16 protein-coding genes are annotated in these 17,513 nt (G+C 74.6%); 10 read left to right on the top strand and 6 right to left on the bottom strand.

Going from position 1 to position 17,513, the window contains the following annotated elements; all coding sequences use genetic code 11:
- The first annotated feature begins 324 nt into the window (after positions 1-324).
- The 4 genes from egtA to egtD are packed head-to-tail and all read left to right on the top strand — an operon-like array spanning position 325 to position 4,641.
- Entirely contained in the window at positions 325-1,611 is a 1,287-nt protein-coding gene (egtA, locus tag ASF50_RS10760) for an ergothioneine biosynthesis glutamate--cysteine ligase EgtA (RefSeq protein WP_056904478.1), read from the top strand.
- Positions 1,604-2,971, top strand: a complete 1,368-nt coding sequence (gene egtB / locus ASF50_RS10755; protein ID WP_235557641.1) for an ergothioneine biosynthesis protein EgtB — start codon at positions 1,604-1,606, stop codon at positions 2,969-2,971. Before egtA ends, egtB begins: the two co-directional genes overlap by 8 nt.
- Positions 2,972-3,002: 31 nt before the next feature.
- Positions 3,003-3,656: an ergothioneine biosynthesis protein EgtC gene (gene egtC / locus ASF50_RS10750; protein ID WP_200918930.1), complete on the top strand. Its 654-nt coding sequence runs from the start codon at positions 3,003-3,005 to the stop codon at positions 3,654-3,656.
- A gap of 1 nt (position 3,657) precedes the next feature.
- On the top strand, positions 3,658-4,641 hold the full coding sequence (gene egtD / locus ASF50_RS10745; protein ID WP_235557640.1) for an L-histidine N(alpha)-methyltransferase: 984 nt from the start codon (positions 3,658-3,660) through the stop codon (positions 4,639-4,641).
- An 84-nt stretch (positions 4,642-4,725) separates the two neighbouring features.
- Here the strand turns inward: egtD and ASF50_RS10740 are convergent, their stop codons facing one another.
- Positions 4,726-4,944, bottom strand: a complete 219-nt coding sequence (locus tag ASF50_RS10740; RefSeq protein WP_056862569.1) for a hypothetical protein — start codon at positions 4,942-4,944, stop codon at positions 4,726-4,728.
- A gap of 347 nt (positions 4,945-5,291) precedes the next feature.
- Here ASF50_RS10740 and ASF50_RS10735 point away from each other — a divergent pair, with 347 nt between their 5' ends.
- The 4 genes from ASF50_RS10735 (at position 5,292) to ASF50_RS10720 (ending at position 9,589) form a co-directional block, all read left to right on the top strand.
- Positions 5,292-7,478: a DNA topoisomerase IV subunit B gene (locus ASF50_RS10735; protein WP_082503107.1), complete on the top strand. Its 2,187-nt coding sequence runs from the start codon at positions 5,292-5,294 to the stop codon at positions 7,476-7,478.
- Entirely contained in the window at positions 7,475-7,903 is a 429-nt protein-coding gene (locus ASF50_RS10730; RefSeq protein WP_056904477.1) for a hypothetical protein, read from the top strand. Before ASF50_RS10735 ends, ASF50_RS10730 begins: the two co-directional genes overlap by 4 nt.
- Positions 7,904-8,024: 121 nt before the next feature.
- Positions 8,025-8,492, top strand: a complete 468-nt coding sequence (locus tag ASF50_RS10725; RefSeq protein ID WP_056862571.1) for a hypothetical protein — start codon at positions 8,025-8,027, stop codon at positions 8,490-8,492.
- A 71-nt stretch (positions 8,493-8,563) separates the two neighbouring features.
- Positions 8,564-9,589, top strand: a complete 1,026-nt coding sequence (locus tag ASF50_RS10720) for a GNAT family N-acetyltransferase (protein WP_056904476.1) — start codon at positions 8,564-8,566, stop codon at positions 9,587-9,589.
- A 28-nt stretch (positions 9,590-9,617) separates the two neighbouring features.
- Here ASF50_RS10720 and ASF50_RS10715 read toward each other — a convergent pair whose 3' ends face one another.
- Together ASF50_RS10715 and ASF50_RS10710 are read right to left on the bottom strand one after the other, a co-directional pair.
- Positions 9,618-9,830: a hypothetical protein gene (locus tag ASF50_RS10715; protein ID WP_056904475.1), complete on the bottom strand. Its 213-nt coding sequence runs from the start codon at positions 9,828-9,830 to the stop codon at positions 9,618-9,620.
- Positions 9,831-10,026: 196 nt separating this feature from the next.
- Entirely contained in the window at positions 10,027-10,521 is a 495-nt protein-coding gene (locus ASF50_RS10710) for a beta-class carbonic anhydrase (RefSeq protein WP_228942381.1), read from the bottom strand.
- Positions 10,522-10,634: 113 nt separating this feature from the next.
- Here ASF50_RS10710 and ASF50_RS10705 point away from each other — a divergent pair, with 113 nt between their 5' ends.
- Positions 10,635-11,558 (top strand): class I SAM-dependent methyltransferase, encoded by a 924-nt coding sequence (locus ASF50_RS10705; protein WP_056904474.1) that lies wholly within the window; start codon positions 10,635-10,637, stop codon positions 11,556-11,558.
- 89 nt (positions 11,559-11,647) lie between these two features.
- On the opposite strand, the gene ASF50_RS10700 is transcribed toward ASF50_RS10705, so the two are convergent.
- The 3 genes from ASF50_RS10700 to ASF50_RS10690 form a co-directional block, all read right to left on the bottom strand.
- Complete coding sequence (locus ASF50_RS10700; RefSeq protein WP_056904473.1) at positions 11,648-13,414, bottom strand: MFS transporter; 1,767 nt, start codon at positions 13,412-13,414, stop codon at positions 11,648-11,650.
- 115 nt (positions 13,415-13,529) lie between these two features.
- Positions 13,530-14,306: an LppX_LprAFG lipoprotein gene (locus ASF50_RS10695; protein ID WP_056904472.1), complete on the bottom strand. Its 777-nt coding sequence runs from the start codon at positions 14,304-14,306 to the stop codon at positions 13,530-13,532.
- A gap of 4 nt (positions 14,307-14,310) precedes the next feature.
- On the bottom strand, positions 14,311-16,872 hold the full coding sequence (locus ASF50_RS10690) for a DNA topoisomerase (ATP-hydrolyzing) subunit A (RefSeq protein WP_082503105.1): 2,562 nt from the start codon (positions 16,870-16,872) through the stop codon (positions 14,311-14,313).
- 250 nt (positions 16,873-17,122) lie between these two features.
- On the opposite strand from ASF50_RS10690, the gene ASF50_RS10685 reads away from it, so the two are divergent.
- The gene (locus tag ASF50_RS10685) at positions 17,123-17,407 is read left to right on the top strand and encodes a GIY-YIG nuclease family protein (RefSeq protein WP_056904471.1); all 285 of its coding nucleotides are present in this window, start codon (positions 17,123-17,125) and stop codon (positions 17,405-17,407) included.
- Positions 17,408-17,513: the final 106 nt, after the last annotated feature.

Genomic DNA, 17,513 nt, shown 5'->3' with positions numbered 1-17,513 from the left:
GCCGGTGCTGTGGCGTCATGCGGGGGGTGGATGCGCATCCACGGAACGCATGACGTCCCGTGGTGCGCGCGGGGGCGGCTCGCGCGGGCGCCGAGGCTGACGTCATGCGGGGGGTGGATGCGCATCCACGCAGCGCATGACGTCCCGCAGGAGGCAGCGGCGCCCACGTCCGGGGCCGGCCCCGCCGACTCACCCACCCGAGGGGGTGCAGAAGTTGGGTCGGTGAGGTTGAGTGGGGCCAGAGGACGGTCGCAGCCAGGCCGCCCCAACACCGACCCGCGGTCGATCCGACCGGTCCGGACCAGGAGGGGGCCCGTTTCCGTCATGACCACCCACACCTCGCACCTCGCGCCACCCGAGCCGAGCCTGCAGACCCTCGCCGACGCCGACGTCCTCAGCGGACGCGACGCGGTGGCCGCCGCGGCGGCCTACGTCGCGGCCCAGGCGCTCGCCGACGGCCCGGTGGGCCGCGTCGGGCTCGAGCTGGAGCTGCACCTGGTCGACCTGGCGCGCCCCGCGGAGCGGGTCGCCTGGGCCGACGTGATGGCGCTGGTGGCCGCGATGCCCGCCATGCCGTCGGGCAGCTCGGTCACCCTCGAGCCCGGGGGACAGCTGGAGCTCTCCACCCCGCCCCACGCCGACGTCGTCAGCTCCGTGGCCGCGCTGCGGGCCGACCGCGACGTGCTGCGCGCAGCCCTGGCCGCCCGCGGCTACGCCGCCGTGCCGCTGGGCGCCGACCCCGTGCGCCCGCCGCGCCGGGTCAACCCCCACGCGCGCTACGACGCCATGGAGCGCCACTTCGCCGCGCGCTCCTGCGCCGGCGCCGGGCTGGCCATGATGACGGCCACCGCCGCCCTGCAGGTCAACCTCGACGCGGGTCCCGCCGCGGGCTGGTCTGACCGGCTCGCGCTGCTGCGCTCGCTCGTGCCGGTGCTGGTGGCGGCCTCGGCGGGCTCGCCGTACCTCGGTGGGCGCAGCTCGGGCTGGAGCTCGATGCGCCAGGAGACCTGGCAGGGCATCGACTCCGGGCGCAGCGACCCGGTCACCTCCGGCGAGCCGGGCGTGGCCTGGGCGCTCTACGCCCTCGACGCCCCCGTGATGCTGGTGCGTGAGGGTGCGGCGATGCGCGCGATCACCGAGCGGGTCACCTTCGCGGCCTGGCTGCGCGACCCCGCGCTCATCGGTCGGCCGGCCACGCTCACCGACCTCGACTACCACCTGACCACGCTCTTCCCGCCGGTGCGCCCGCGTGGGTACGTCGAGATCCGCTGCGTCGACGCCCTGCCCGACCGCTGGTGGCCCGCGGTGGCCGCCCTGGTCGTCGGCCTCGTCGACGACCCCGTGGCCGCCGACCTCGCCGCGGAGCTGTGCGAGCCCGTGGCCGGTGCCTGGGAGCGCGCCGCCCGCGACGGCGTGACCGACCCCGACCTGCGCCGCGCCGTCGCCGGCTGCACCGACCTGGCCGCCCGCCGCGCCCCCGCGGGACTGCGCACCGAGCTCGAGGCCCTCGCGACGCTGGTCGCCGACGGATCCTCGCCGGGCCAGGAGCTGCGCGCGGTCGCCGACACCCGGGGCCCGCTGGCCCTGCTCGAGGAGGAAGCCCGTGCCTGACCCCACCCCCGACACCACCCCTGCCACCACTCCTGCCACCACTCCTGCCACCACTCCTGCCACCACCCCTGGCACCGCGCTGGACCTCCGCGAGCGCGCCGCCCGCGGCCTGGAGGCCTCGCGCGAGCGCACCCTGGGCCTCACCGACCTCGACGAGCCGGAGCTGACGGCGCAGCACAGCCCCTTGATGAGCCCGCTGGTCTGGGACCTCGCCCACATCGGACAGCAGGAGGACCTCTGGCTGCTGCGCGGTGGGCGCACCGAGGCCCAGGGCCTCCTGCCCGCGCGCATCGAGAAGCTCTACGACGCCTTCGAGCACCCCCGTGCGACGCGCGTGGGCCTGCCGCTGCTCACGCCGCGCGAGGCGCGGTCCTACCTCGCCGACGTGCGCGGGCGCGTGCTCGACGGGCTCGAGGCCGCCGCCGTCGACGACGCCGAGGCGCTCTTCGCCTTCGCGATGGTCGAGCAGCACGAGCAGCAGCACGTCGAGACCATGCTCGCCACCCACCAGCTGCGCGACGGCACCCCGCTGCTGGGCGCGGGTGCGCCCCTGCCGCCGGGCCGCCCGCTGCCGGCCGACGCCGTGCCCGTGCCCGCCGGGCCCTTCGTGCTCGGCGTCGACGGCACCGCGGAGCCCGACTCCCTCGACAACGAGCGCCCGGCCCACGTGGTCGACCTGCCGGCCTTCTCGATCGCGCGGCGCCCGGTCACCAACGCCGAGTGGGCCGCGTTCATGGCCGCGGGGGGCTACGACGACCCCGCCTGGTGGTCCGAGCGCGGCTGGGCCCACCGGCTCGAGGCGGGCCTGGAGCGGCCGCAGTTCTGGTCGCCCGACGGCTCGCGGCGCCGCTTCGGCGTGGTCGAGGACGTGCCGCCCGACGAGCCCGTGCAGCACGTGTGCTTCTTCGAGGCCGAGGCCTACGCCGCCTGGGCCGGCGCCCGCCTGCCCACCGAGCAGGAGTGGGAGAAGGCCTGCGTCTGGGACCCCGCCCTGGGCCGGCGGCGCCGCTGGCCGTGGGGCGACAGCGAGTGGACCCCCGCCCTGGCCAACCTCGGCGGCGACGCGCTGCGCCCCGCCCCGGTCGGTGCCTACCCCGCCGGTGCCTCGGCCTACGGCGTGGAGCAGATGGTCGGCGAGGTGTGGGAGTGGACCACCTCGGGCTTCGAGCCCTGGCCGGGCTTCGCCCCGATGCTGTACGCCGACTACAGCGCCCCCTTCTTCGGCGGCGACTACCGCGTGCTGCGCGGCGGGTCGTGGGCCGTCGGCGGGGCGAGCATCCGCCCGTCCTTCCGCAACTGGGACCACCCGCAGCGGCGGCAGATCTTCAGCGGCCTGCGACTGGCGTGGGACGGTGTGTAGGCACCTGGCGTGGCTGGGGGAGCCTCGGAGCGTGGCCGACCTCGTGCTGCGCCCGCCGCACGGCCTGCTCACCCAGTCCTACGCGCCGCGCCGCCAGGCCCGCGGCCTGATGAACGCCGACGGCTGGGGCGTCGGCTTCTTCGCCCCCGACCGGGGGGAGCCGGTGCGCTGGCGCTCCTCGCGCCCGCTGTGGGCCGACCCGTCCTTCGCCTCGGTCGCGCCGGTGCTGACCTCCGGGGCCGTGGTCGCGGCGGTGCGCTCGGCGACCGTGGGGATGCCGGCCGACGAGACCGCCGCCGCGCCCTTCACCGACGGTCGCTGGCTGCTCTCGCACAACGGGTCGGTCGACCGCGCCGCGCTGCCGGCGACCCACGCGGCCGAGTCGGTCTGCGACTCGGCCGTGCTCGCCGCCCACGTGCTCGCCGAGGGGCCCGACCGGCTGGCCGCCACCGTGCTCGCCGTGGCCGAGCGGGCGCCTGCGGCGTACCTCAACCTGCTGCTGGGCGACGGCGAGCGCGTGCTCGCCACGACCTGGGGCGACCCGCTGTCCTACCTGGTCGAGCCCGACGGGGTGGCCGTGGCCAGCGAGCCCTGGGACGACGACCCGCGCTGGGTCGACGTGCCCGACCGACACCTGATCGAGGTGACCTCGTCCGGGGTCGCCGTGACCCCCCTGGAGAGCTGACATGCCCGCCCCCGAGACCCCCGGCGCCATGGGCGTCCACCTCGACCCCGGCGCCCTGGCCCGGCAGATGGCCGACGACGTGCGCGACGGGCTGGCCCGCAGCCCCAAGGTGCTGCCGCCGAAGTACTTCTACGACGGTCGCGGCAGCGAGCTCTTCGACCAGATCACGCGGCTGCCGGAGTACTACCCGACCCGCACCGAGCGCGCCATCCTGGAGACGCAGGCCCGTGCGGTCGCCGCGGCCGCCGGAGCCGAGACCCTGCTGGAGCTGGGCAGCGGCACCTCGGAGAAGACCCGTCTGCTGCTCGAGGCCATGACCGAGGCCGGCACGCTGCGCCGCTTCGTGCCCTTCGACGTCGACCCGGTGGTGCTCGAGGAGGCCAGCCTCGCCGTGCACACCGACTTCCCGGGCCTGGCCGTCGAGCCCGAGGTGGGCGACTTCGAGAAGCACCTCGGCGAGCTGCCCCGCCACCCGCGCACCGCGGTCGCCTTCCTCGGGTCCACCATCGGCAACCTCGACCCCGACCAGCGCCGCTCCTTCCTCGCCGGTGTGCGGGGCGTGCTCGGCGAGGACGGCTGCTTCCTGCTCGGCACCGACCTGGTCAAGCCGGTCGAGCGGCTCGAGCGGGCCTACGACGACGCCGCGGGCGTCACCGCCGCCTTCAACCAGAACGTGCTGCACGTGATCAACCGCAGCCTGGGCGCCGACTTCGACGTCGACGCCTTCGCCCACCGCGCGGTCTGGGTGCCCGAGCACGAGTGGGTCGAGATGCGCCTGGAGTCGCTGCGCGAGCAGACGGTGCGCCTGGTGGCCCTCGACCTGGAGGTCCGCTTCGCCGCCGGGGAGCAGATGCGCACCGAGATCTCCACGAAGTTCCGCCGCGAGGGCGTCGAGGCCGAGCTGGCCGCCGCGGGCCTGCGGGTCGAGGAGTGGTGGACCGACCCGGCCGGCGACTTCGCGCTCTCGCTGTCGCGCCCGGCCTGAGTCCGGGAACGCCGACGGCCCCGGACGTGGAGTCCGGGGCCGTCGGGGCGTAGGTGGGGTGGGACCGTGTGGGTCGGTGTCAGCTCAGGAGCCGGCGGCGGGGGAGCCGCTGAGTTTGTGGGTCTCGTCGACGACGTTCGCCGCGACCTCCTTGAGCTTGTCACCGTGCTCCCGGGCGTGGTGGGCGCAGAAGAGCAGCTCACCGCCCGACTGGAGCTCCACACGGAGGTAGGCCTGGGCGCCGCAACGGTCGCAGCGGTCTGCGGCAGTCAGCGCAGAGCTGGGGGCAAGTGCAGTAGTCACATCGGCCTCATTTCTAGATCATCCGGTGTTGATCTCAACGTAGCGGCGGGGGCCAAGATTCCCGGAGCCGTGTGGCCCCGGACACGTGGTCCTCGTGCTGCCTCGGTGGTGCCTGAGTCGTGCGGTGCGTCTCCCCGGCCGGGGCTGCTGGTGCGCCGCGACGTCGGTGTCGCGGGCCCGGTCTGCTGCGGCCCTCGAGAAGGGGTTCGGCGGTGGAGCGTCGGTGCTGAGGTGTTGTCGGCCTCTGGATCGGATCTTGTCCCAGATACCGTCCCGACAGTCTCACCCCTGCGGGCGCCTCCCGGGCGGACCGGCCGATATCCGGTCGTGTTCGTGTCCACATCGTGATGGACCCGGGGAGGGGCGAGCCTGCGGAGACTGTCGGTGCCTCACCGGTAGATTCGGCACCGACACCACCCCGGATTGCCGACCCCGGACCGCGCAGGAGCCCCACGATCGCCGACAACACCTACAACGCCGCCCACCTGCTGGTCCTCGAGGGGCTGGAGGCGGTGCGCAAGCGACCGGGCATGTACATCGGCTCCACCGACACGCGGGGGCTCATGCACTGCCTGTGGGAGATCATCGACAACGGCGTCGACGAGGCCCTGGCGGGTGCGGCGCACCGGGTCGAGGTCACCCTGCACCCCGACGGCTCCGCCGAGGTCCACGACGACGGGCGCGGCATCCCGACCGACAAGGAGCCCAAGACGGGGCTGCCCGGGGTCGAGGTGGTGGCCACCAAGCTCCACGCGGGCGGCAAGTTCGGCGGCGGGTCCTACGTCGCGACCGGCGGCCTGCACGGCGTGGGGCTCTCGGTGGTCAACGCGCTGTCCTCGCGCATGGACGTCGACGTCGAGCGCTCCCCGGCGGTCCAGGGCATCTCCTTCCAGCGCGGCGTGCCCGGCGTCTTCGACGCCGACGGGCTGGGTCCGAGCGGTCGCGGCGCGGGCTTCGAGCCCCGCTCGGGGCTGACCCGCAAGGGCGCCCGGGTGGCCAAGGGCCGCTCCGGCACCCGCATCCGCTTCTGGCCCGACCGGCAGATCTTCACCAAGGAGGCGCAGTTCGTCTACGACGAGCTGGTCACCCGCGCGCGCCAGACCTCCTTCATCGTCCCGGGCCTCGAGCTGGTGCTGCGCGACCTGCGCGGCGCCGAGCCGGTGGAGGAGTCCTTCCGCCACGACGGCGGCATCTCGGAGTTCACCGAGTTCCTCGCCGCCGACGAGGCGGTCACCTCGGTGCTGCGGCTGCAGGGCATGGACACCTTCACCGAGACCGTGCCGCTGCTCGACGAGCACGGCCACATGACGCCGCAGGAGATCGAGCGCGAGCTGCACGTCGACGTCGCGGTGCGGTGGGGCACGGGCTACGACACCGAGCTGCGCTCCTTCGTCAACGTCATCGCCACCCCCAAGGGCGGCACGCACCTCAGCGGCTTCGAGCAGGCCGTGACCAAGACCTTCAACGACGTCATGCGCGCCACCAAGGCGCTCAAGGTCAACGACGCCGACGTCATCAAGGACGACGTGCTCGAGGGCCTCACCGGCGTCGTCACCGTGCGCCTGGCCGAGCCGCAGTTCGAGGGCCAGACCAAGGAGATCCTCGGCACGCCGGCAGCGCGCTCGGTGGTGCGCAAGGTCGTGGCCGCCGAGCTCAAGACCTTCCTCACCTCGACCAGGCGCGAGGAGAAGGCCCAGGCCAAGCTGGTGATGGAGAAGGTGGTCGGGGCGTCCAGGACCCGCATCGCCGCGCGCCAGCACAAGGAGACCCAGCGCCGCAAGAACGCCCTGGAGTCCTCGGCCCTGCCCTCCAAGCTCGCCGACTGCCGGGCCAACGACAACGACCGCACCGAGCTGTTCATCGTCGAGGGCGACTCCGCCCTCGGCACGGCCAAGCTGGCCCGCAACTCCGAGTTCCAGGCGCTGCTGCCGATCCGCGGCAAGATCCTCAACGTGCAGAAGGCCTCGGTCGGCGACATGCTGAAGAACACCGAGTGCGCCTCGATCATCCAGGTGGTCGGCGCCGGCTCGGGCCGCACCTTCGAGATGGAGGCGCGGCGCTACGGGCGGATCATCTTCATGGCCGACGCCGACTCCGACGGCGCCCACATCCGCTGCCTCCTCGCCACCCTCTTCTTCAAGTACATGCCCGACCTGATCGCGGAGGGGAGGGTCTACTCCGCGGTGCCGCCCCTGCACCGCATCGAGCTGTCGAACCCGAAGAAGGGCATGGACAAGTACGTCTACACCTATTCCGACGACGAGCTGCAGCGCAAGCTCGCGGAGCTGTCCAAGAAGAACGTGCGGTGGAAGGACCCCGTCCAGCGCTACAAGGGGCTGGGCGAGATGGACGCCGACCAGCTGGCCGAGACCACCATGGACCCGCGCCACCGCACGCTGCGCCGCATCACCGTCGACGACGCCGACGTCGCCTCCCAGGTCTTCGAGCTCCTCATGGGCTCCGAGGTCGCCCCACGCAAGGAGTTCATCGTGCAAGGTGCCTACGACGTCGACGTGGAAGCGCTGGACGCATGAGCGCGCCGTGGCGCGACGCGGCCTCCGAGCCGGTCCGTGACGACCTCGACTCCCTGGCCGGCGAGGCCGTCACCCGGGCCCAGGCCCTGCTGGAGGAGTCGGGGGAGTTCTACCCCTTCGGCCTCAGCGCCGACGCCGAGGGGCTCGCGCTCGTCGGCGCCGACGACGTCGGCTCGCACCCGCAGGCCGGCGAGGTGCTCGACGTGCTGGTGGCCGGCCTGCACGCCTCGCGCGACACGCTGCGGGCCACGGCGCTGGTCTACCCGGTGAGCGTCGACGGCTCCGAGGCCGTGCGCGTCGAGCTCGAGCACCGCGACGGTCCGGCGCTGGAGGTGCTGGTGCCCTACACCCTCGACCGGCGGCGCACGAAGGTGACCCTCGGCTCCTCCTCGGTCGCGGAGGGCCCGCGACAGATCTGGGTGTGACTGCGGTCCGGGTGTGACTCCGGTCTAGGTGTGACGCCGGGACGACCCGGTGGCGGCAGCCTGAGTCGCGGCCGGGGCGCGGGGTGCGTGGCCGGCGGCGCGCCGTCGTAGGGTCGGGGCCATGGAGAACGACGCACCCACCGTGGCGTGGCGAGAGACCACCCCAGCGCCCGTGCAGGGCGACCTCGACGCGATGGTCGTGCTCGCCGTCCGCACCGCGAGCGACGCCCTCGCCAAGCGGGAGGGGTTCCAGCCCTTCGCGGTGCTCCTCGGCGACGACCGCCGCCCGCAGCTGTCGTGGGTCGACCCCCGCGTCAGCGGCCCCCGCCCGAAGGCCTCCGACCTGCTGCCGCTGCTGGTGTCGGCGGCCAGGGAGCAGCGCGGGTCCCTCCTGGGCGCAGGCGTCGTGGTCGACACGAGCGTCGACGGCGGCGACGCGATCCGCGTGGAGCTGGAGCACCGTGACGGCGGCCCGGCCCTCGTCGTGGTCGTGCCCTACCGCCCGAGCTGGGTGGAGGGCGAGCTGAGCCTGGGCGAGCAGCGCGTGGCCCTCGGCACCCGTCGGGTGTGGGAGCAGCCCACGGGCTGACGCCCCGCGGCAGCGCCGTCGAAGCGCCCTGAGGGTGGCGCCCGGCCGTCGGCTCTGCTGAGGTGGGCGTCGTGCACGTCGTGGTGAGCGGCCCACCGGCCGTCGGCAAGTCCTCCTTCGCATCCCGGCTGGCTCGCGAGCTGGGTCTGCCGCTGCTGGCCAAGGACGTCCTCAAGCACGCCCTCAGGCGCAGCCTCGACCCCGACGGCGGCGACGACGTCGAGGCGTCGCGACGCCTCGGCCGGGCCTCGGTGCGGGCCCTGGTGGACCTCGCCGAGGCCTCCGTGGCCGAGGGCGGCGCCACCGGCACGGTGCTCGACAGCGTCTGGGTCGACCAGGACTGGGCCAGGGCCCGTCTCGCCGCGCTCCCGGGGGCGGTGGTGGAGGTGCACCTGTCGGCCCCCACGGCGGTGCTGCGGCGTCGCTACGCCGAGCGTGCCGCCGCCTCGACCGACCCCGCCGTGGGCCGCGACGAGGACGAGCTGTGGGGCGGTCGGGCGCTGGAGCCGGTCGCGGGCGGCTGGCCGGTGGTCGAGGTCGACGCGACGGGGCCGGTGGACGTGGTCGCCGTGGCGGGCGCGGTGCGGTCGGCTCGTGGCGTGCGGGTGACGGCCGAGCCCGGACCAGGGGTCGGGCGGGAGGTGTGGGCGCTCTACCAGCAGGTCTTCGGCGACGCCCAGGACCACGCGGCGTGGCTCCGGGACGTCTGGCTGCGGCACCGGTCGCGCGAGGACTTCCGTGTGGCCCGTGCCCACGACGGGGACACCCTGGTCGGTGCGGCCCACGCCTACACGGGTGAGCGTGGGCAGTGGTGGACCGACGAGGTCGAGCGGCGGCTCCCGCGGTCCACGGCCGCGACGTGGCTCGGCGGGCACCTGGAGGTGGTGAGCCTGGCGGTGTCCGCGCACGCGCGTCGGCGCGGCCTCGGCACGGCGCTGCTGCGTGCCCTCGTGGACTCCACCGAGCACGAGCGGCTGCTGCTCATGACCACGGCGGACCCCGGGGACCCTGCGCGCCGGTTGTACGAGCGCGAGGGCTGGCGGGTCCTGGGTGCCGGGGTGCGCGACGACCAGGTGGTGCTCGGGCGGCTGCGGTGACGGCCGGTCCGGCCGCCGGGCGGAGCGCCTAGGCCGCGGCCGTGGGGTGCGGCCGGGCCGGGGGCACGACGTACCAGGAGCGGCCGGGGCGCTCGGTGCCGAGCGTGACGACCCCGGGCAGGGTGACGGCGGTGTCGCCGTCCCCGGGGCCGCCGCCGCCCGGAGCGCTCCGGGTCTCGGCGAGCGAGGACGCCGGGTCGGCGACGGGCTGGTCGGGGGCGGTGGTGCTGACGATGTCCATGCCCCCAGGCAACGCCCGTCGGCTGTGCCGGGGCTGTGCCGGGCCGAAACGCTCGCTGAGCGTCGCACCGCGGAGACCGACGGGGTGCTCAGCCTCCTGGGGCCGTCCGTGGGTTGATCGAACGTTCGATCAACCCACGGATGCCTGCGGGGCCCGCCGGTGCGTCCGGGGCGGGCAGGGGAGGGGCAGGGGAGGGTCAGACCTTCTGCTCGAGCAGCCCGGAGTCGACGTCGTAGAGGAAGCCGCCGACCAGCACGGAGTCGGGCACGAGCGGGTGGCTGCGGACCTTGGCGACGTCCTCGGCCAGCGCGGCGACCTGGTCCTCGACCACGTGGAACTGCTGCCACGAGGCGTCCTGGCCCGCGGAGGCCGCCACGCGCTCGCGGAGCTCGGCCTCGGAGTTGCTGGCCACGGCACAGCGGGTGTGGGGCACCACGAGCACGCGCTGCACGTTGAGCAGGTGCACGCCCAGCACGAGGGCCTCCAGGGCTTGCGGGGTCACCCGCCCGCCGGGGTTGCGGAAGATCTTGGCGTCGCCGGGGACGAGGCCGATCATGCCGAGGGGGTCGATGCGCGAGTCCATGCACGTCACGAGAGCCACACCGGCTGCGGCGACGCCGTCGAACCCGCCGTAGCGGAAGTCCTCGGCGAAGGTGCGGTTGGCGCTCATCAGGTCGTCGAAGTCAGCCACACCCCGAAACTAGCGGAGGACGCCACGGTGGGGGAGGGCGCTGTCGCACCGTGGACCGCGACACAGGTCACACCGACGCCGCTCACCGCGCCGGGCGCCGCTAGCCTCGCCCGGTGCCCCACCAGCCCGGCCAGCCCGCCCCCCACCGCCCCGCACCCTCCGACGGCGGGCCGCTGCGTGACCCGGCCACGGGGGTCGGCTGGTCCGACGTGGCCGCGACCTACGCCCAGACCTTCGCCCTGCTCTGCGCCGGTGCCGTGGAGCCGCTGCTCGACGCCGCCGGCGTCGGTCGCGACGACCTGTCGCCGCGGCGTGCTGCGAGCGGGCCGGCGGCACCGGTCACCGGCACCGGCGGTCGTGGTCGCCCGCGGCTGCTCGACGTCGGCACCGGCACCGGGTCGGTGGCGGCCGCAGCCGTCGCCCGTGGCGCGCAGGTCACCGCGGTCGACCCCGACGCGGCCATGGTGGCGTGGACCGAGCGGGCGGTGCCCGAGGCCGACGTGGCGCGGGCGGGCCTGCCCGGTCTGCCGTACGACGAGGGCGCCTTCGACGTCGTCGTGGCGGGCTTCGTGGTCAACCACCTCGCCGATCCGCGCGCCGGCGTGGCCGAGCTCGCGGGGCTGGTGGCGCCCGGTGGGCGCCTCGCGGTGACGATCTGGCCCTCGGGGCAGAACACGCAGTCGCGGCTCTGGGCCGCCGTGCTCGCCGAGGCCGGGGTGGTGACCCCGCCCTCGGTGGGGCTGCCGCCCGACCGCGACTTCCCTCGCACGCTCGACGGCCTCGCCGACCTGGTGGCCGCGACGGGTCTCGAGGTGGCGGTCGAGGCGGTGCGGTGGACCCACCGGGGCGACCCGGCGTCGCTGTGGGAGGGCGCCAGCGCGGGCATCGGCGGCATCGGCGCCACCGTGTGCGCCCAGGACGACGCGACCCGCCTCCGGCTGCGCGCCGCCTACGACCACCACGTGGCGGCCCTCGTGCACGACGGGGAGCTCGCCTTCGAGACCGAGGCCCTGCTGGCGGTCGGTCGTCGGGGCTGAGGCGACCGCCGCCGCCCACGGGGGACGTCGTGCGAAGGGTGGATGCGACTCCACGATGCGCATGACGTGCGCGTCCGGGGCGGGCGGAGTCAGGCCCCGCGGGGCGGCAGCGTGGCGGCGTCGACCGAGCGGGTGTCGGCGGTGCGGAGGACCACCAGGGCGAGCACGCCGGCGATCGCGGCGCACACCGCGGCGCCGAGGAACACCGTCTGCTCCTGGGCGATGCCCGCCAGGCGCAGCAGGTCGCTGAACTCCTGGCACCGCCCCACGCCTTCGCCGCAGACCTCCACGATGGAGGGGATGGACTCCTCCTCGGCGTAGTAGCGGCGCAGGCCGATCGTGGTGAGGGCGGAGATGCCGACCAGCATGCCGACCATGCGGGCCACGACGACCATGGCGCTGGCCAGGCCGTGCACCGCGTCGTCGGTGGCGGCGAGCACGGCGGCGTTGACGGGGGCCAGCGCGAGGCCGAAGCCGAGCCCCGCGACGACGAGCGCGACCGTGTAGGACCAGCCCTCGAGGGTGTCGAGGTCCCAGCGCGACATCAGCACGAAGCCGATCGCCGCCAGCGCCATGCCGCCGGCGGTGACGACGCCCGCCGGCACGCTGCGGGTGAGGTAGCCGCCGAGCACCGCCCCGACCGGGAGCGCGACGAGGAAGCGCAGCAGCACCAGCGCGGCCATCAGCTGGGAGTCGGGGTAGGCCGTGGTGCGCGCGAAGAGCGGCACGTCGATGAGGGCGGCGATGAGCGCCGCGCCCACGAAGAAGGAGACCAGCACCGCGCCCCACGCGGGGGTGCGGCGCAGCGCACCGCGCGGCACGAGCGGGGCCGGGCTGCGGCGCAGGTGCACGACCAGCGCGAGGGCCGCGACGCCGGCCCCGAGGAGGTACCACAGCCCCTGGTCGGAGAAGACCTGGATCTTGGGGTCGGCCGTGGCGAAGGCGAGGATGACCCCGCCGAGCGCCGCGGCGAGGAACAGCGCGCCGACGACGTCGGCCTCCCGCAGGCTCCGCGTCCACGCGCGCAGGTCGACCAGCGGGTGGCGGGCCGTCGCGCAGCGCACGACGAGGAGCAGCAGGGCCACCATGGTCCCCACGCCGGCCGGGGTCAGCCAGCGGCCGTCACCGGCGTAGGGGATGAAGACCTGACCCCAGGTGACGTCGCGCAGCACCTGGGTGGGCCGCAGGAACACCAGCGCCCCCAGGGCGAGCACGGCCAGCGCCAGCACCACCCCGAGCGGGTCCGGCAGCCGTCGTCCTACGTCGCGCCCTCCGCTCGCGCCGGGGCCGGGCCCCGGGTCGGCGAGACCACCGGTGCGGGTCGCGACCACCCGCACCGCCGCGGCCAGGACCAGCCCGACGGCGAGGTTGAGCAGGAAGATGGCGCGCCAGTCGGCCACGGCGAGCACGGCGGCGCCCAGCAGCGGGCCGAGCACGCTGCCGATCTCCTGCACCGCCGAGACCAGTCCGAGCGGCACGGCCCGGCGGTCCTTGGGGTAGAGGTCGGCCACCAGGGCCAGCGTGGCCGGCACGAGACCGCCGCCGCCGACGCCCTGCAGGAAGCGGCCGGCGACCATGCTGGGCAGGTCGTAGGCCAGCGCGGTGACCAGCGAGCCCAGGGCGAAGAGCACCAGGCAGGCCACCAGCACCGGCACCCGCCCGCGCAGGTCGGCGATGCGGCCGATGAGGGGCAGCATCGCGACGTAGCCGAGCAGGAAGCCGGAGATGATCGGCGCCGCCCGCTGCAGCTGGTCGGGGGAGAGGCCGACCCCGCGCATCATGTCGACCAGGGCGAGCACCACGACGTAGGTGTCGGCGGCCGCGAAGGCCACCGCGACCGCGGCGACGGTGAGCATGACGCGCGTCGCGCGCCCGGGGTGGCCCGCTCCCTCTGCCGGCCCGGCCGCCCCCGCAGACCCCGCCGACCCGGCCGACCCGGCCGGCCCCGCCGACCCGGCGCTCACGCCGGCCTCACGGGGCGGTGATCTCCTGCTCGATGCCGTACTGGTCGAAGTCGACGGTGTAGGTCACCTGGTCGTCGCCACCGTAGAAGGCTCCGGTGACGACCATCTGGCGCAGCTCGCCGTCGTCGGTGACGGTGTAGGCGACGTCGAAGTCGCCCTCGGCGGTGGGCAGGATGTTGGCGGCGGCGGTGCCCGGCACGGTGCCGGTGTACTCGGTGAGCACCTCGGTGTTGTCCTCGCCGCCGCGCACCTGGTCACCGGCCTCGACGTCGGTGGTCTGCGTCAGCAGCGACGAGAACCCGGCGTCGGTCGACAGCAGCTGCGCGGGGTCGGCGGGCGCGCCGTAGTCCGACGGGTCGACGACCTGGTAGTCGGAGGTCAGCGGCAGCTGGGCGTAGGTCTCGCCGTCGACCGCCACGATCGGCACGACCGGCTCGATGCCGCTGAGGCGCACGGTGATGGTGCCCTCCAGGGCCAGCGACGGCTCGTGGGTGCCGACCACGTCGGCGCCCACCAGGCCGGTCTCGCCCTCGGGCAGGCCGTCGGAGGTCAGGACCACGTGCACGCCCGGGGTGGAGTCGAGCTGCTCCTTGGCCTGGGCCAGCACCTCCTCGGGGGTCGCGTCGTCGTCGCCGGCGGCCCCCGAGCCCCCGCCACCGGTGCAGGCGCTCAGCGCGGTCAGCAGGAGGGCGCCGGCGGCGAGCCCGGCCGAGCGGCGGGCCGAGGCCGCGCGGGCCGGGTGGGGGGCGGGGGTGCCGACGCGGGCACGACGGGGCAGACGCATGGGATCAGCCTTCCACACCGTCGGGAGCCGACGGCCCGACTCCCGCACCGTCGTCGGCGCCGTCCCCCGGCCCGTCCGTCCCGCGACCGGTCGAGCCGCCCGTCGGGGCGACCCGCGCACCGACGGGGCCCGCCACGGCCGCCACCGGCTGGGCCACCGGCACCCCGGAGCCGTCGCGGCGACCGGTGGCCTCGGGCAGGTCGACCGGGGCGCCGCTGGCCGCCGCGGCGCGGGCGGGGGCCGTGCCGGCCCAGGCGAGCACCAGGGTGTCCTCGCCCTTGAGGAAGCGGTGGCAGCGCACGCCGCCGGTGGCGCGGCCCTTGGTCGGGAACTCGGTGAACGGCGCGACCTTGACCGAGCCGGGCTCGGTGCCCGGCAGCGCCGTGGAGGAGCCCGACGCGGTGACCACCACGGAGCCCTCGGGCGCCGCGGGGTCGACCACGCCGAACCACGCGACCGTCTGCCCCGGGGTCAGCCGGATGCCCGCGATCCCCCCGCCGGTGCGGCCCTGGGGCCGCACCGCCTCGGCGGGGAAGTGGAGCAGCTGGGCGTCGGTGCTGACGAAGCAGAGCGTCTCCTCGCCGGTGGAGAGCTCGGCGGCCCCGACGACCTCGTCGCCGTCGGCGAGCCGCACGACGTCCCACTCGTCGCGGTTGAGCACCTCGGGGTTGACCCGCTTGACCACGCCCTGGCGCGTGCCGAGGGCGAGCCCCGGGCCGTCGGTGGCCAGGGTGCACAGCGCGAGGGGCCGCTCGCCGGAGGCGAGCTGGAGCATCTCGCTCACCGGCAGGCCGCCCTGGAGGTTGGGGTCGTTGGCCGAGGCGGGGATCACCGGCAGGTCGAGCACGCCCAGGCGCAGCAGCCGGCCCTGCGAGGTCAGCACGCCGACCTCGCCGCGGGCGCTGGTGGCCACGGCCGAGACCACGACGTCGTGGTTGGTGCGCCCACCGCCGACGCCCGGGGGCTCGGCGTTGCTCGAGCGGGCCAGCAGGCCGCTGGAGGACAGGAAGGCGAAGCAGGGGTCGTCGGCGACCTCCAGCGGCACGCTCGCGGCGGTGACGGTCGTGCCGGCCGACTCCAGCAGCACGGTGCGGCGCGGGGTGCCGTAGGTCGTGGCCACCTCCGCCAGCTCCTCGGAGACCACCCGGCGCAGCATGGCCTCGTCGCCGAGGATCGCGTCGAGGTCCTCGATCTCGCGGCGCAGCTCCTCGCTCTCCTTCTCCAGCTCGATGCGGCTGAAGCGGGTGAGCCGGCGCAGCTGCATCTCGAGGATGTAGTCGGTCTGGGCCAGGCTCAGGTCGAAGACCTCCATCAGCCGGGCCCGCGCGGCGGCGGTGTCGTCGCTGGTGCGGATGACCTGGATGACCTCGTCGATGTCGAGCAGGGCCACGAGCAGGCCCTCGACCAGGTGCAGCCGCTCGGCCTTCTTGTTCCGGCGGAACTGCGAGCGGCGCCGCACGACCTCGTAGCGGTGGGCGAGGAAGACCTCGAGCATCTGCTTGAGACCGAGCGTGCGGGGCTGGCCGTCGACGAGCGCCACGTTGTTGATGCCGAAGCTGTCCTCCATCGGCGTCATCTTGTAGAGCTGCTCGAGCAGCGCCTCGGGGTGGAAGCCGTTCTTGACCTCGATCACCAGGCGCAGGCCGTTGTCGCGGTCGGTGAGGTCTTTGATGTCGGAGATGCCCTGCAGCTTCTTGCCCTGCACGAGCACCTTGATCCGCTCGACGACCTTCTCGGTGCCCACGCCGTAGGGCAGCTCGGTGACCACGATCCCCTTGCGGCGCCCGATGGTCTCGATGCGGGCCGTCGCACGCATCTTGAAGGTGCCGCGCCCGGTCTCGTAGGCGTCGCGGACCCCGTCGAGACCCACGATCTTGCCGCCGGTGGGCAGGTCGGGGCCGGGCACGAAGCGCATCAGGTCGTCGACGCCGGCCTGGGGGTGGGTGATGAGGTGGCGCAGCGCCTGCACGACCTCGACCAGGTTGTGCGGGGCGCAGTTGGTGGCCATGCCGACCGCGATGCCGGTGGTGCCGTTGACCACCAGGTGCGGGATCGCCGCGGGCAGCACCGACGGCTCCATCTCGCGGCTGTCGTAGTTGGGCCGGAAGTCGACGGTGTCCTCGTCGATGCTCGCCGTCATCGCCACCGCGGCCGAGGCCATCCGGCACTCGGTGTAGCGCATGGCGGCGGGGGAGTCGTCGGGCGAGCCGAAGTTGCCGTGCCCGTCGACGGTCGGCACGCGCATCGACCACGGCTGGGTCATGCGCACCAGCGCGTCGTAGATGGCGCTGTCGCCGTGCGGGTGCAGCCGGCCCATGACCTCGCCCACGACGCGGGCGCTCTTGACGTGGCCGCGGTCGGGGCGCAGGCCCATGTCGTTCATCGTGTAGAGGATCCGGCGCTGCACCGGCTTGAGGCCGTCGCGGGCGTCGGGCAGCGCGCGGGAGTAGATGACGGAGTAGGCGTACTCCAGGAAGCTGCTGCGCATCTCGTCGCCGACGTCGATGTCGAGGATGTGCTCCTCGAAGTCGTCGGAGGGCGGGGGAGGAGCGGTACGCCTGGCCATGCGGCCCATTGTCCCGGTCGCCGCCGACGATCCGCGCACCCCCACGCCGCGCGCCGTCCCGGGGGTTGAGGAGCGAGCCCGTCACCGGTGGTTGAGGAGCGAGCCCTGGCGAGCGTCTCGAAACCACGATTGCCGCCCCGGTGGTTGAGGAGCGAGCCCTGGCGAGCGTCTCGAAACCACGGCCGCGGTTCTCCACAGGCGCGCCCCGAGCCGGTTGTCGGCGTCCCGAGTCTGAACGAGGGTCGAGTCATTGGGCTGGACCTACATCCTCGAGTGCGCCGACGGTTCCTTCTACGTCGGCAGCACCGTCGACCTCGAGCGCCGCGTCGGTGAGCACGACGCAGGGGTCGGTGCGGCCTACACACGGCGCCGGCGGCCGGTGCGGCTCGTCTGGTCGGCGCAGTACGCCTCGATCGAGGAGGCGTTCCGCTACGAGAAGCAGATCCAGGGGTGGCGCCGCGCGAAGCGCGAGGCGCTCATCAGAGGCGAGTTCGAGCTGCTGCCGCGACTGGCGAGCCGCGCGCGTCGCGGGTGAGGGACGAGGGCGGTTTCGAGACGGTCGCTGGCGCTCCCTCCTCAACCACCGTGGTCGGGGGGTGGTTTCGAGACGGTCGCTGGCGCTCCCTCCTCAACCACCGTGG

The organism is Nocardioides sp. Leaf307, from assembly GCF_001423135.1.
GTDB lineage: Bacteria > Actinomycetota > Actinomycetes > Propionibacteriales > Nocardioidaceae > Nocardioides > Nocardioides kribbensis.
This window is presented reverse-complemented; position numbering and strand designations above follow the sequence as displayed.